Below are 14,033 nucleotides of genomic sequence, written 5' to 3' on the forward strand. Positions count from 1 at the left end.
ATCGATTGGGGGCTCCCGATGAGCGCGGGCAAGCCGGTCGCGCCGGGCGGGCGCTGGCATTTCCGGCGAATGCTGGCGAGCATGATCCTGCTGCTCGTCCTGCGCCTTCCTGCCCTGGCTGCCAGCAGCGATTGTGTCGGCGATAATGACGTCGAAGCTGCACGGCGGATCGCCGCCTGCACGCATATGATCGAGGATCCGACCGAGCCGGCTTACAATCGCTCGGCCGCATATTTCAAGCGTGGCAATGCCTGGGTCGCGCAACATGATTTTGACCGCGCCATTGCCGACTATGGTCAGGTGATCAGCCTCGATCCGTCATTTTCGGGTGGTTACTACAATCGAGGCATCGTGCTGTTCCACAAAGGCGAGGATGACCGAGCCATCGCCGATTTCGACAAGGTGATCAGCCTTGATACGAAGGATGCCGACGCCCGCAACCATCGCGGTCTTGTCTGGGTGCGCAAGGGTGACTACGACCGCGCCATTGCCGACTACGATCAGGCGATCGCCCTCGATCCGAAACATGCGTCGGCTTACGGCAATCGCGGCGTCGTGTGGGCGAACAAGAAAGAATACGACCGCGCGATCGCCGATTTCGACAAGGCGATCGGCCTCGATCCGGAAAATGCCAACACTTACCTCAATCGAGGCCGGATGTGGGCGGACAAGGGCGATGATGATCGTGCCATCGCCGACTACGGTGAGGCTATCAACGTCGATCCAACCGATGTCGATGCTCACAACAATCGTGGCCTCGCCTGGGCACGCAAGGGCGATTACGACCGAGCCATCGCCGACTACGATGAGGCCATCAGGCTCGATCCGAAATATGCTTATGCTCACAACAATCGTGGCCTCGCTTGGGCGCACAAGGGCAATGATGATCGTGCCATCGCCGATTACGGTGAGGCAATCAATCTCGATCCGAACGATGCCGCTGCTCACAACAATCGTGGCCTCGCCTGGGCGCACCAGGGCGACTACGACCGCGCTATCGCCGACTACGACCAGGCGATCAAGCTCAATCCCAAGGATGTTGGTGCCTACAACGATCGAGGCCTCGCCTGGATGCACAAGGGCAACTACGAGCGCGCCGTCGCCGACTACGACCAGGCGATCACCCTCAATCCCAAGGATGTTGACGCCTACAACAATCGCGGCCTCGCATGGGCGCACAAGGAAGACCTCGATCGTGCCATCGCCGATTACGGTGAGGCAATCAATCTCGATCCGAACGATGCCGCTGCTCACAACAATCGTGGCCTCGCCTGGGCGCACCAGGGCGACTACGACCGCGCTATCGCCGACTACGACCAGGCGATCAAGCTCAATCCCAAGGATGTTGGTGCCTACAACGATCGAGGCCTCGCCTGGATGCACAAGGGCAACTACGAGCGCGCCGTCGCCGACTACGACCAGGCGATCACCCTCAATCCCAAGGATGTTGACGCCTACAACAATCGCGGCCTCGCATGGGCGCACAAGGAAGACCTCGATCGTGCCATCGCCGATTACGACCAGGCGGTGAGTATCGATCCCAAATATGCGAATGCCTATTACAATCGAGGGGCCGCCTGGAAAAGGAAGGGCGATTTCGACCGCGCCATCGCGGACTACAACCAGGTGATCGAGCTCAACCCGAAAGATGCTTTGGCCTATCAAGGTCGTGGAATAGCCTGGGCACGCAAGGGCGACTACGACCATGCTATTGCCGATTACGACCAGGCTGTCAGCCTCGATCCTAAGAATGCCACCTTTTACTTGGACCGAGGTATCGCCCTGGTCCGCAAGGGTGAAACCGATCGCGCCATCATGGACTACGATCAGGCGATCAGTCTGGATCCAAAAGACGCCGCCACATATAACGGCCGAGGCGCCGCCTGGGCGCGCAAAAGCGACAAAGACCGGGCCATTGCTGACTACAGTCAGGCCATCGCTCTCGATCCAAAACGAGTCGAGGCTTACAGAAACCGAGGCATCGTCTATTTTTACTCCGGAGCGCTTGCCAAGGCGCGTACCGATTTCGAACAGGCGGCCACGCTCAAGCCCGATGATGCATATTCCGCAATGTGGCTAGACATTGCGGAGCGACGCAATGGGTCCGCGAGCCAGTTGCGGGAAGCAACTGGCAAGCTCGACATGGCGAAGTGGCCGGCGCCAGTGGTTCGAATGTTGCTGGGCGAACAGACATCCGCCGACACGCTGGCGGCAGCCGTCGATCCAGACAAGGCAACCACACGCGGCAATTCGTGCGAGGCGAATTTTTTCAACGCCGAGCTAAACCGCCTGCAGGGGCACCGCGATGAAGCTTTGCGGCTTTACCGGGTCGCCTTCAGCGATTGCCCGACAGGTTTCGTCGAATACAGTGCGGCCGAGGCCGCGCTGCGCGAACTGGGCATGACACCTTGATCAAGGGATGTCGCACCGTCGATCTTGGCGTTCGCGGCGGCGCGGCCTATGAGGCTTGACGCCTCATCATCCGCCGGGGTTCCCATGCATATCGAAACCTATCAAGCCGACCGCGGCGCGCTGCTGCCGCTGTTCACCCTGGCCGACGATTCCGCTGCGCAGATCGCCGGCTATATCGCGCTCGGCGAGGTGCTGGTGGCCCGCGAGGCCGATGCCATTGTCGGCCATGTGCAGGTCATCGCGGCCGAGGGGGCCGGCGTGTTCGAATTGAAGAGCATGGCGGTAGACGCGGCGCGGCAAGGCGAGGGCATCGGCCGCGCCCTGGTCGAGGCGGCGGTGGCTTTCTGCCGCGAGCGGGGCGGGCGCCGCCTGGTCGTTTCGACCGCCGCCGCCGACACCGGCAACCTGCGCTTCTACCAGAAGCAGGGGTTCCGCATGGAGCGGATCGTGCGCGACGCCTTCGGCCTGGCGACCGGCTATGCGGAAGGGCTGTTCGTCGACGGCATCCCGTTGCTCGACCAGGTGTTTCTGGATCGTGACCTCTGAGCAGACACGCAACGCTCGAAATCCCGATAACTCATCGGCCTTGATTGCCTGGATGTGTCGGCTGAGCTGATTCTGGTGTTTTTTTGCCTTATGATCAGGCTCCGCTATTCCCGGCCCGACCGTCATGCGCCGGGCGCTGGTTTGACCCAGAGGATACAACGCATGGACGACCGCACCATCCTCATTCCCAGGAGAACGCCGGAATCCGCGGCCATGACGGCCAATGTCAGGCGGGCGATGACGATCACGGCCGCGCTCAACCGCCTGACATACAACGACGCGGACGAGGTTCGGGCCCTGTTCAGCGAGCTCACCGGCAAGACGGTGGACGACAGCTTCATGCTGATCCCGCCCTTCTACACGACCGGCGGTCCCGACATCACCGTCGGGCGCAATGTCTTCGTCAACCAGAACTGCACCTTCTATGACCTTGGCGGGCTCGACATCGGCGACGATGTGATGATCGGGCCGAATGTCAGCCTCATCACGTCAGGCCATCCGATCGAGCCCTCCCGGCGGCGCGCAGGCGTCACGGCAAAGCCCATCGTGATCGGGAGAAACGTCTGGATCGCGGCCGGCGCGACCGTCATCGGCGGCGTGACGGTGGGCGAGAACTCGGTCGTCGCGGCGGGTTCGGTGGTCACCAGGGACGTTCCCCCGAACACGCTTGTGGGCGGAAACCCGGCGCGGGTCATTCGCTCGCTTGCCGGGTGAGGTGGGCGGGTTGCGGACGTTCCGCCGCCTAGCTGGTGAGCGCCCGTGCATAGCCGCCGGGCGCCCGGCCCACATGCCGGCTGAATGCTGTGCTGAAGGTGCTCGCGGAACTGTAGCCGACACGTTCGGCGACCTCTGAAAGCGTCACGTCGCGGCGGCGCAGCAAGTCCTTCGCCACGGCCATCCGCCAGGCAAGCAGGTACTCCATCGGTGGTATGCCGACGATGCGCAGGAAGCGGTCAAAGAAGGCCGAGCGGGAAAGGGCTGCTTCCCGCGCCAGTTCGACGACCGTCCAGGGGCGGGCGGGATCGCCATGCATGCGCCGTATCGCGGCGGATATGCGCGTGTCGGCCAGGCCGCGCAGCAGGCCCGGCTGTGTGCCGTCGCCCTGCAGGGAACGCAGCGCTTCGATCAGCAGCACTTCGACAAGCCGCGACAGCACGAGATCGCGACCCGGCCGGTGTTCGCGGGCTTCCTCGCCCACCAGCCGCGTCAGCGTCGACAGCCTGTCGGCGCCGCGCATGTGCACCAGCGGCGGCAGCAGCGACACCAGCAACTCGGCGTCGGGCGAATCGAAGACGAAGTAGCCGCCGAGCAGCCGCACATCCGGATCTCCTGCGGGATTTCCATGGCGGACCTCGTCGAGCGGCGACTGCGCCGACCTGGGGTCGATGACCTCCGGCTTTACCGGCTCGAAACCCGACATGACGAAGCCGGGCGTGGCCGGCAAGAGCACGAAGTCGCCGGCTTCCATCGTGATCGGCTGCTGGCCGTCGACATGCAGCCGACAGCTGCCCTCCAGCACCGTGCAGAAGCTGGGCTCGCCGAAGTCGCTGTAGCGAACGCCCCAGCGGCCTGCGCCGCTGATGCCCTTGGCGAATATGGTGCGCGGCCGCAGCAGCGCGATGACTTCGGAAAGAGGGTCGATCATTGTCCGGACTATAGCCAATGAAATATGGACGTTCAATTGTAGATGGTCCTGATCGCTTCGCCTAAAAGTCGCGTCATCGCAATCTGAAGGACGCTGCTATGAAAACTGTACTGATCACCGGCTGCTCGTCGGGCTATGGCCTGGAGACCGCCCGTCATTTCCTGGCCAAGGGATGGAACGTCATCGCCACGATGCGGACGCCACGACCGGGTATCCTGCCGAGCGACGACCGCCTGAGGGTGCTGGCGCTGGACGTAACGAGCGCCGAAAGCATCGCGGCGGCCCTCGACGCCGCCGGCCCGATCGACGCGCTGGTCAACAATGCCGGGATCGGCGTGATCGGCGCGCTGGAAGCAACGCCCATGTCCAAGACGCGGCAGGTGTTCGAGACCAACACATTCGGGGTGATCGCCATGACCCAGGCCGTGGTGCCCCGGTTCCGCAAGCAGATGTCGGGCGTGATCGTGAATGTCACGTCGAGCGCCACGCTGGCGCCCATGCCGCTCGCTTCGGTCTACACGGCGAGCAAGATGGCGATCGAAGGTTTTACCGGATCGCTCGATCATGAGTTGCGCGCCTTCAACGTGCGCGTCAAGCTGGTCGAGCCCGGCTATGGCCCGACGACGCGCTTCGCCCAGAACACGGATATCAACCTCGAGGACGTCATTCCGGCACCGTACGCGGCCTTCGCGCAGCCGATACTGGCGTCCTTCGCGCGGCCGGCGCTGGTGACGACCGAGGCCGACGTGGCGGAGGCTGTATGGCAGGCGGCCAACGATGAGTACGGGCAGTTGCGCTACCCGGCCGGTCCCGACGCCTTGGCGCTGTTTCGTCGGTAGCACCTTGCCAACGCCAAAGCGGCTCGGCCCGTTGTTTCAGACCGGCGCGTTGTCCGGCGTCGCATGCGGAGAGGCGGTGCGCTGCCGGATACCGCCGCGCCGGGCGCTCCCGGGCTATCGGATGTCGCCGGCCAAAGTTGCGTCGCGGCTTGCCATGTCGCAGCTTGACCATGCCGGCGGCTGCGCCGGCGATTTGAGGGAGTTTTCCATGAAAGTGGGTTTCATCGGTCTCGGCATGATGGGCCGCAACGCCGCGCTCAACATCCGGAGGGCAGGCTTTGCCATGGTCGTCAACGACATTCGCGACGAGGCGACCGCGGTGCTGGTGGCGGCTGGGGCCGAGGCGGGGCTGCATGCGGCCGACGTGCTCGACCGCTGCGATGTCGTGGTCACCATGGTGTTCGGGCCAAAGGAGATCGAACAGGTGGTGCGCGGCCCGCATGGTTTCCTGTCGACCGACTGCCAGGGCAAATACTGGATCGACCTGACCACCTCCGGCCCGAAATTGATGCGCGAACTGGGGGCCGCGTTTTCGGCCAGGGGCGGCCATCCAGTCGATGCGCCGGTCACCGGTTCGGTGGACGCGGCCATACGCGGCGACATGCCGATGTTCGTCGGCGGCGAGGATGCCGATATCGAGGTCGTCCGGCCGGTGATCGAGGCGATGGGCGAGGTTCGCCGCGTCGGCAAGCATGGCAATGGCTATGTCGCCAAGCTGGTCAACAACCAGTTGTGGAAGATCCACGCCGCGGCCATCGGCGAGGCGATGGTCACCGCCAAGCTCGCCGGCCTGGAGCCGGAAGTGTGGTGGGAAGTGATGAAGGGCGGGGCCGCCGACAGTTTCGTCTTGCAGCACGACGTGCCGTCGATCTTTGCCGGGCATTACGACCCGTCTTTTCCGATCGCGCTGTGCCTCAAGGACCTCGGCCTGATCGAGGAGTTGCTGGCGGAAACCGGCACGCGCAACGAACTGACGCGGGCCACGCATGAACGCTTCAAGGAAGCGGGCGCGCGCTATGGCATGGGCGCCGGCGAAATGACCGTGTGCAAGCTGATCGAGGACGATGCCGGCGTGGCGCTGCGCGTCGCCGGTAACTGGATCGCCCCTTGGGAGGTGGCGCCGCCGAAGGGGTGACGGTGGCGGGGCATGGGGCCGGCTCCGAGGCCGCGCCATCGGCCGCCGCCCGGGGCGGGTCCGCGCGAAGGCGCCGTCACTGGCCGGCGACGGGCTTCTTTCCGGAAGGCGTGCCGTCGGGGTTCATGCCGTAGCGGCGATAGAGCGCCTGTTCGTCGCGGGCCAGTTGGGCATCCATGCGTGCGTTGGCGCTTGTCGCCATCGCGTTGCGGGCGGCCATCGCGACCGGGGCTTTGACGATGTTGGCAATGCCTGTCGGATCGGCCGACGCCGCGATGCTTGTCGCGCCCTGAGCGGCGCCGAACGCCGCGGCTTCGGCATTCAGCTGCTTTTCCAGGGCTCGCGTTTCGCCTGAAAAATTCTCCCCCTGGAAACTGGATTGAGAACTCTGGCATGCGGCCAGACCTGATGCGGCAAGCAATGCGAGGGCTGCACGAATGATATACCAATGCATCTGTGAACTACCTTGAAGGCTGACGAGATCATCCATCCGCACGTTGCCTGAAGCGCCGCGCTCCAAGCCTTTGTTTTCATGCATGTTCGCCCAAAACCGCCGCGCGCTCCTGGGGGCATGCATCAGCAGGCGACCCGGTAATGTCCCTGGTTTCGTATCGCCATGCCGTTGACCGGGGCCATCGCGCGCGCCGCCAATGCGCCGCCCGGTCCGGCGAAGCTGACAGCGGCCATTCCGGCGCTCGTCGCCATGTTTGCCGCCTGCGTCGCCCTTGAATGCGCCTGCAACTGATCGATGCACGATTGCGCGGCGGCGTAGCTTTTGGCGCGTTCCTTGTCTTCCGGTGTGGCTCCGGGGCGGCTGGCCGCAAGTTCCGCGGCCGCCTGGCGACCGGCCATGTCGGCGCGCAACGCACTCATGCGCGCGTCGCCGCTGCTGCAGCCCGCGCAAAGCAGGCTGAGCAGGGCGGGGAGAGCCCATCTTGTCTTCATGGTCGAAATACCCTTTTCCTGTCGCGGATGCCGAGCATCCAGTGTCGCCGCCATCGGCGCATCTTCTGGTCCGTCCGAAGTTTCAGAGTGCCAGCCCTGGCAGGGTTGCCCGGGCCGCAAGCGCGCCCGACAGCGCCGCGTGCCGTTCCGGCAGGGCAAGCGCGATCATCGCCGCACCGGCCAAAGGCGATTGCGCATGCCGGAGACGCGTCCTGGCCGCCGACCCCTGGGGGGTGAAAGTTCCGTCCTGCAATTTTCATGCTCCCGATTTTTCCGGACGCGGACAAAGCTCCGCTGGCAACGGGCACGCGAGCGCCCGAAGGGTGAAAGCTCCATTGTGTGTCTGGCGCCCCCGCTCACGCCGCCGGGCCGAACGCGAATACCGCGCGGACCAATAGCGAACGGCCGCCGCTGGCTGAAGAGGCAATTAGTTACAATTCTTATGCTATTTTTCTTCGACAAAAGCGGCGGCCCGTTAATGTCCAGCCGCACTTCTGCGCAATGTCTTTTGAAGCTATTCTGAACAGCTTGTGATGGAGATTTGCGGCATGGCGAAACTCGTCTTTGGAATGAACCAGTCCCTGGACGGCTATGTCGACCATGATAGGATGGCGACGGGGCCCGTTCTTTTCCGCCACTGGATAGATCATGTGGGCGGCCTTGCGGCCAGCGTGTATGGCCGCCGCGTCTACGAGCTGATGCGCTATTGGGACGAAGACCGTGCGGAGTGGAGCGCGGATCACCGCGAATTCGCGGCGGCGTGGCGGCGCCAACCGAAGTGGGTGGTGTCGCGCACGCTGAAATCCGTCGGCCCCAACGCCACGCTTGTCCAGGATGACATCGAGGCGGTGGTGCGCGGCCTTAAGGATGAACTCGAAGGCGAGATCGCCGTTTCCGGACCGGAGTTGGCGGGCAGCCTGACGGACCTTGGTCTTGTCGATGAGTACCGGCTCTATCTGCACCCCGTGGTTCTCGGCCACGGCAAGCCATTCTTCGCCGGTCCGCGCCCGCCGCTACGTCTTGTCGCGGCCGATAACATTGGCGAGGGCGTGATCAGGCTGACTTACGTTCCTGCCTGAACGCCGATCTCATCAATCCAGGAGACCCCAGGAAAAGTACAACGGGCCGTTGCAACCGCTCGCGGCTGGAACATAAAGTGCTTTATTCTCACGATATCGAATTTCGAATTATGGAAGATATTGGCTGACGAAAGATATTGGCTCATGAAAGATACGGACAGTGCGATCGGCTCCGCCGAGATATTGAATAAGGCTCTCTCCATCGACCGGCACCAGGAGGTTGCGCTCGACCCGGAGCAGCGCGCGTTGCTGGCGTGGGATGTGTCCTGGCTGGAATACCGGGCCGAGTTTCGCCGGCAGATGATCAAGGGCGGATTTCTCAAGCATCCCTGGCGCAGCATCTTCGAAGCCGACATGATCTTCACCCTGATCGGCCACAAATGGTTGCAGGGCGAGATCCTGACGCTGAAACAGGTGGCCACATACTTCAAGGCGTTCGCCAGCGAGGTCACGATCAGCCGGCACATCGACGACATGGTGGCATCCAGCACGTTGGTCCGCACGCCCGATCCCGAGGATCGCCGGCGCCTGCTGTTGATGCCGACGCAGCGTCTGTTCGAGATCGGCCGGATCTTCCTTCAGGCGCGCAAGGAAATCGCCCGCAAGCATGGCTACGTCTTCGATCCCGGGCGATCGGGCGCGCGACAATAGCCATCAAACTGAAATCGATCCGGTTTGAACTGCCGTCGCGTTGCCAATAGCACGGCCTGATCCAGCAACAAGGAACAGGTCATGTTGAAACGTCTGTTTATCTGCGCATTCATCTTCGCCACTATCGTCCCCACCTCCGCGACCATGGCCGACGATGTCGAGATGTCAGCGGCGCAGAGGGCCGCGAACAAGAAAGAATATGCCAGGCAGAAGGCGCTGGGGCTGGCGGACCAGCCGCGCGGGCGCGGCGCGCAAAAGGCCCAGAAGCAGCAAGCCCGCAGCGGCAAACAGGTGCAGCGCAACGGCCAGAAATGCGCCGAGGCGACAAAGAACGCCCAGGCGACGGCGACCGGAACGGCCGTCCTTTCGAGCGTAATCGGACTGGTGCCATTTGGCGGATCGGCATCTGGCATCGCCGGTGCTGCCGCCGGCGCGGGGGCGGCGGTGGTCGGCGAAGCCGCGCGCCAGAAGTCCGCCCGCGCAATGGAGCAGGAATGCATGTGAGCGCCATCTAAGCGGCGTTCCTCGACAATGGGCATTGCTTGGCGCAATTTAGGCCTGCTTCAGGATTTGAATCCGGACAGGCTTTTATCCCACTGACCGGATTGGTTTTTCGAGCCGGGGATCATCAGGCCGGAGCCGCCCTGGTCCCTGGAGGCGGAGACAATGAAGTCGATCACCAATCCGTGATCGGCAAAATCGCGCCCGCCGGGAATAAACCCCCGCCTCAGTCTGTCTCCTCATCAGACGCCACTTGCGGCGTCGAGGAGATCGACATGACCCATCACCACCATGATGACGACCGCGAAGGCGAAGGCATCAGCCGCCGCCATGCGCTGGAATGCATGATCTGGGCTGGCACCGGCGTGCTGTGGACGATGTCGGGCGGCGTGCCCGTATCGCTTAACCTCTTGGGCGCGGCGCAGGCCGCCGAGGCCATGACGACCGGCTTCACCTTCCTGCAGATTTCCGACAGCCATATCGGCTTCGACAAGGCGGCCAACCCGCATGCCATCGACACGCTGAAGGAAGCGATGGGCAAGATCCAGGCGCTGCCGCAAAAGCCGGCCTTCATGATCCATACCGGCGACATCACGCATCTGTCCAAGGCGGCGCAGTTCGACAATGCGGCTGAGATCATCGGCGGCGCCGGCTTCGACGTGCATTATGTGCCGGGCGAGCACGACGTCATCGACGACGACAATGGCAAGGCCTATCTCGACCGCTACGGCAAGGGCACCAAGGGCGCCGGCTGGTATTCGTTCGACCAGAACGGCGTGCATTTCGTGGCGCTGGTCAATGTCGTCAACCTCAAGGCCGGCGGGCTCGGCAATCTCGGGCCCGAGCAGCTGGCATGGCTGGCCGATGATTTGAAAGCGGTCGGCACGTCGACGCCGATCGTCGTTTTCGCCCACATTCCGCTGTGGGCCATCTATCCCGAATGGGGCTGGGGCACGGATGACGCCGCGCAGGCGCTCGGCCTGCTCAAGGGCTTTGGTTCCGTCACCGTGCTCAACGGCCATATCCACCAGATCATGCAGAAGGTGGAAGGCAACGTCACCTTCCACACCGCGCGCTCGACCGCCTTTCCGCAGCCCGCACCCGGCACCGCCGCGTCGCCCGGGCCGATGACGGTGCCGGCCGGCCAGTTGCGCGGGCTGCTGGGCACCTCCAGCGTCGCCGTGAAGCAGGGCGGGCAGGAGCTCGCCATCATCGACTCGACGCTGGCGTGAGAGGACAACAGCATGATCAGCCTTCCGACCCGGCCTTTTGTCGGTCCTCTCGCGGCGCTCGGCCTCGCTCTGCTGGCGCCCGTGCCGCTGAGGGCGGCCGACGCGCAGGTGGTGAAGATCGACAATTTCACCTTCACGCCGGCGGTGCTGACGGTGAAGCCCGGCACCACCGTGACCTTCGAGAATGACGACGACATCCCGCACCTGGTCGTCGCCAATGACGGCTCGTTCCGCTCCAAGGCGCTTGACACCGGTGACACATATGCCTTCACCTTCACCAAAGCAGGCGATTTCGCCTATTATTGCGGGCTTCACCCGCACATGCAGGGCAAGATCACCGTCGCCCCTTGAAGGCGCGCGGCAGATGCTGTCCGGAGTGCCCGGCGATGAAACGGTGTTGAGCGAGCAGGCCGCGACAGAGCGCTTCGGCGCCGTGGTGCTGCCGCATCTCGGCGATGCGCTGTCGCTCGCCCGCTGGCTGACGGGCAACATGGCGGATGCCGAGGATGTGGTGCAGGAGGCCTGCCTGAAGGCGCATGCCGGTATTGCCAGCTATGCCGGCGGCAATGCCCGCGCGTGGCTTTTGACCATCGTGCGCAACGCCGCCTATTCGTGGCTGGCGCGCAACCGGCCGCGCGCCGTGATGGCGGTCGGCGACCTCGCCGACCTCGATGACATGGCGGCGGGACACGGCGCCAGCATGCCGGACATGGAAAGTCCGGAGGCGAGCCTGATCGCCAAAGCGGATACGGCGACGCTGGAAGCGGCGATCGCCGGGCTGCCGGAGCCGTTTCGCGAAACGCTGGTGCTGCGCGACATCAACGGCCTCAGCTACCGCGAGATCTCGGCCATGCTCAACGTGCCGATCGGCACGGTGATGTCGCGGCTGGCGCGGGCGCGCGGTCTGCTGATGAGCGAACTTGGGAGAGCGCCATGAGCGCCCGTGACGATGGACTGCCCGAAGATGCCGAAGGCATGACGCTGATGATCCATGCCCTTGTCGATGGCGAACTCGACGCGGCCGCGGCCTTCGCCGTGGAAAGGCGGATCGCCGCCGATCCGGCGCTTGCCGCCCAGCATGCCCGCATCGTCGCCCTGCAGGGGGCGGTCGCGCGGCTGCCGCGCGCCGAGGTGAGCGATGACTTCATGGCGCGGATGGCGGCGATCGGTTCGATCGGCGCTCAGCGGACCACATCATCATCTTCGCGGCCCGCGCCGACGCAGGCCGCCTCCATGCAAGCCGCCTCCATGCAAGCAGGGGCCGCACCAGCACAGGCGGAAGATATCCAGCTGGGCATGGTCCCGGCGGCGGGGCCCGTCGACACCTCCCGCAGGCAGAACGCACAGGGCCGGCCGTCGCGGGCGCGGCCGGCGCGGCGGGGCTTAGGCTCGTTCGAATGGCGCTCGCTGGCGGCCTCGATCGTGGTCACCGCGGTGCTGGCCAGCGGCGCGACGCAATGGGTGATGACGAGCGGCGCACCCGACAGTTTCGCTGAAGCCGTGGCCGGCGGCCATCGCCGCAGCCTGCTTGCCTCAAGCCCCTTCGACATCGCCTCGTCCGACCGGCACACGGTCAAGCCCTGGCTCGATGCCCGGATCGGGGTGTCGCCGCCGGCGCCGGACCTTGCCGCCGATGGCTACGCGCTTGTCGGCGGACGGGTCGAGGTGATCGCCGACCGGCCGGTGCCGGCGCTGGTCTACCGGCACCGCGAACACCTGATCACGCTGGTCGCGTCCCCGCAGGACAAGGGCGCGGCCACCGCGCCGACGGACCTGTCGGCCGGCGGCTTCTCGATGGTGCGCTGGAGCGACGGCGCCTTCTCCTACTGGGCGATCTCCGACATGGAACGCCCCGAACTCGACGACTTCGCCGCGCGCTTCAGGGCGGCGGCGAAGTGAAGGGGGCGGACAGCCGCCGGGACGCGCCTCTGTTAGCCGCGTCCCGGCGCTTTCGTACACGCCGGAACGCTATTGGAGGGCGTTATTTCAGCGGCAAGAACAGGTCCGCCGCCGCCTCATGCTCCGGCACTTCCGCCAACAAGCCCAGCCGCTGGCAATAGATCGGGAAGTCGCGCGCCTCCTCGCCGCTGGCCGGAAGCCACTCGCGGTAAAGGTAGAGCGCGGCGGGCTCCAGATTGTCGGTGTTGCCGACGACGCGCAGCACCGCGCAGCGTCCGCCGGGGATCTCGCCGGCTTTGATCCGCTGCTCGCCGTTCGCCTGGACCGGTTGGTCGGTTCCGACACAAAGGTCCACGCTGTAGGCGCAGGGCGGCGTAGGACGCCGCTCGGAACGCCAGACAGTGAAGGTCGGACTTGTCCTGGGGTGCAGGCCCGCGGCCTTGCGCCACGCGATGAACCGCTGGATGGTGGCGCCGAGCGTCGCCGGGTCGCCGCGATGTTCCATGATCGCCACCGGCGTGGGCGGCACATCGCGAATCGTTACGTCGTCCGTGGTAAAAGTCTTCCGCATGAGCTTGCTCCTGGCGTTGTCGAGAGGCCCGAAGGCCGCATGCCACGGCCCCCAATCGGGAGACTTCCGGAACGATGAAGGCGATTGCCCGAACCTTTGCCGGAAGGCGCGGGCGAAGGCGTCCGGTGCATCGTAGCCGGCATCCATCGCTATGTCCGTCACGCTTTGGGCGTCCATGTAGGCCAGCCGGTGCGAAGCGCGCTTCATGCGGGCAAGCTGTACATAGCCATGCACGGACAACCCGAAGGCCGCCGTGAACTGCCGGTGGAAATGAAACTTCGAGAAGGCCGCGACACCGCTCAGCGTTTCCAGGTCCAGATCACCGTCAAGATGCCGGTCGATGTAGTCCAGCACCCGCTGCATCCGGGCATGGTGGTTCTGAAGCGCCGCCTTCATCGTCCGTCCTCCGTGGCGGCTCCAGCTAGTGGCTGATGGCCGTAACGTGCTCGACCGATCTTGCTTTTTTGTCGCGCACGGCGAAATGACGTCGGTCTGGTGTCCGGGAATCCAAAACCAGCCCGGCAACCATGGCTCCCAAGGGGTCTCGCGGAGATTACGCATCCGGTGGTTCTGATTCG

General features: G+C 64.5%; 17 protein-coding genes. 12 read left to right on the plus strand and 5 right to left on the minus strand.

Features of this window, described 5'->3' with window-relative positions; genetic code table 11:
* Nucleotides 1–18 precede the first annotated feature (18 nt).
* The 3 genes from ACO07C_RS25750 to ACO07C_RS25760 all read left to right on the plus strand — a co-directional run bounded on the left by ACO07C_RS25750 (nucleotide 19) and on the right by ACO07C_RS25760 (nucleotide 3,672).
* A complete protein-coding gene (locus ACO07C_RS25750) occupies nucleotides 19–2,412 on the plus strand; it encodes a tetratricopeptide repeat protein (RefSeq protein WP_421916984.1) in 2,394 nt (797 codons plus the stop codon).
* A gap of 84 nt (nucleotides 2,413–2,496) precedes the next feature.
* Complete coding sequence (locus ACO07C_RS25755; protein WP_421916985.1) at nucleotides 2,497–2,958, plus strand: GNAT family N-acetyltransferase; 462 nt, start codon at nucleotides 2,497–2,499, stop codon at nucleotides 2,956–2,958.
* A 162-nt stretch (nucleotides 2,959–3,120) separates the two neighbouring features.
* Nucleotides 3,121–3,672 carry a sugar O-acetyltransferase gene (locus ACO07C_RS25760; protein WP_421916986.1) on the plus strand — a complete coding sequence of 184 codons (552 nt, stop codon included), beginning with the start codon at nucleotides 3,121–3,123 and terminating at the stop codon, nucleotides 3,670–3,672.
* 28 nt (nucleotides 3,673–3,700) lie between these two features.
* Here ACO07C_RS25760 and ACO07C_RS25765 read toward each other — a convergent pair whose 3' ends face one another.
* Nucleotides 3,701–4,603 carry an AraC family transcriptional regulator gene (locus ACO07C_RS25765; RefSeq protein WP_421916987.1) on the minus strand — a complete coding sequence of 301 codons (903 nt, stop codon included), beginning with the start codon at nucleotides 4,601–4,603 and terminating at the stop codon, nucleotides 3,701–3,703.
* 98 nt (nucleotides 4,604–4,701) lie between these two features.
* On the opposite strand from ACO07C_RS25765, the gene ACO07C_RS25770 reads away from it, so the two are divergent.
* Complete coding sequence (locus ACO07C_RS25770; protein ID WP_421916988.1) at nucleotides 4,702–5,442, plus strand: SDR family oxidoreductase; 741 nt, start codon at nucleotides 4,702–4,704, stop codon at nucleotides 5,440–5,442.
* A gap of 208 nt (nucleotides 5,443–5,650) precedes the next feature.
* Nucleotides 5,651–6,577, plus strand: coding sequence for an NAD(P)-dependent oxidoreductase (locus ACO07C_RS25775; RefSeq protein WP_421916989.1), 927 nt, complete (start codon nucleotides 5,651–5,653; stop codon nucleotides 6,575–6,577).
* Between the two features lie 76 nt (nucleotides 6,578–6,653).
* On the opposite strand, the gene ACO07C_RS25780 is transcribed toward ACO07C_RS25775, so the two are convergent.
* The 3 genes from ACO07C_RS25780 to ACO07C_RS25790 form a co-directional block, all read right to left on the minus strand.
* Complete coding sequence (locus tag ACO07C_RS25780; RefSeq protein ID WP_421916990.1) at nucleotides 6,654–7,097, minus strand: hypothetical protein; 444 nt, start codon at nucleotides 7,095–7,097, stop codon at nucleotides 6,654–6,656.
* A 56-nt stretch (nucleotides 7,098–7,153) separates the two neighbouring features.
* Nucleotides 7,154–7,522, minus strand: coding sequence for a hypothetical protein (locus ACO07C_RS25785; RefSeq protein ID WP_421916991.1), 369 nt, complete (start codon nucleotides 7,520–7,522; stop codon nucleotides 7,154–7,156).
* A gap of 82 nt (nucleotides 7,523–7,604) precedes the next feature.
* Nucleotides 7,605–7,775, minus strand: a complete 171-nt coding sequence (locus ACO07C_RS25790; RefSeq protein ID WP_421916992.1) for a hypothetical protein — start codon at nucleotides 7,773–7,775, stop codon at nucleotides 7,605–7,607.
* Between the two features lie 295 nt (nucleotides 7,776–8,070).
* Between ACO07C_RS25790 and ACO07C_RS25795 the strand changes: the two genes are divergently transcribed.
* The 7 genes from ACO07C_RS25795 to ACO07C_RS25825 all read left to right on the plus strand — a co-directional run bounded on the left by ACO07C_RS25795 (nucleotide 8,071) and on the right by ACO07C_RS25825 (nucleotide 12,884).
* Nucleotides 8,071–8,601 (plus strand): dihydrofolate reductase family protein, encoded by a 531-nt coding sequence (locus tag ACO07C_RS25795; protein ID WP_421916993.1) that lies wholly within the window; start codon nucleotides 8,071–8,073, stop codon nucleotides 8,599–8,601.
* Between the two features lie 144 nt (nucleotides 8,602–8,745).
* Nucleotides 8,746–9,252: a MarR family transcriptional regulator gene (locus tag ACO07C_RS25800; protein WP_421916994.1), complete on the plus strand. Its 507-nt coding sequence runs from the start codon at nucleotides 8,746–8,748 to the stop codon at nucleotides 9,250–9,252.
* Nucleotides 9,253–9,333: 81 nt separating this feature from the next.
* Nucleotides 9,334–9,756 carry a hypothetical protein gene (locus tag ACO07C_RS25805; RefSeq protein ID WP_421916995.1) on the plus strand — a complete coding sequence of 141 codons (423 nt, stop codon included), beginning with the start codon at nucleotides 9,334–9,336 and terminating at the stop codon, nucleotides 9,754–9,756.
* Between the two features lie 272 nt (nucleotides 9,757–10,028).
* Nucleotides 10,029–10,985, plus strand: a complete 957-nt coding sequence (locus ACO07C_RS25810) for a metallophosphoesterase family protein (RefSeq protein WP_421916996.1) — start codon at nucleotides 10,029–10,031, stop codon at nucleotides 10,983–10,985.
* Between the two features lie 12 nt (nucleotides 10,986–10,997).
* Nucleotides 10,998–11,336 carry a cupredoxin domain-containing protein gene (locus ACO07C_RS25815; protein ID WP_421916997.1) on the plus strand — a complete coding sequence of 113 codons (339 nt, stop codon included), beginning with the start codon at nucleotides 10,998–11,000 and terminating at the stop codon, nucleotides 11,334–11,336.
* 13 nt (nucleotides 11,337–11,349) lie between these two features.
* On the plus strand, nucleotides 11,350–11,922 hold the full coding sequence (locus ACO07C_RS25820; RefSeq protein WP_421916998.1) for a sigma-70 family RNA polymerase sigma factor: 573 nt from the start codon (nucleotides 11,350–11,352) through the stop codon (nucleotides 11,920–11,922).
* On the plus strand, nucleotides 11,919–12,884 hold the full coding sequence (locus ACO07C_RS25825) for an anti-sigma factor family protein (protein ID WP_421916999.1): 966 nt from the start codon (nucleotides 11,919–11,921) through the stop codon (nucleotides 12,882–12,884). Before ACO07C_RS25820 ends, ACO07C_RS25825 begins: the two co-directional genes overlap by 4 nt.
* 82 nt (nucleotides 12,885–12,966) lie before the next feature.
* On the opposite strand, the gene ACO07C_RS25830 is transcribed toward ACO07C_RS25825, so the two are convergent.
* Nucleotides 12,967–13,851, minus strand: coding sequence for an AraC family transcriptional regulator (locus ACO07C_RS25830; protein WP_421917603.1), 885 nt, complete (start codon nucleotides 13,849–13,851; stop codon nucleotides 12,967–12,969).
* Nucleotides 13,852–14,033: the final 182 nt, after the last annotated feature.

The sequence above is a fragment of the Mesorhizobium sp. genome, assembly GCF_965229135.1.
Classification (GTDB): domain Bacteria; phylum Pseudomonadota; class Alphaproteobacteria; order Rhizobiales; family Rhizobiaceae; genus Mesorhizobium.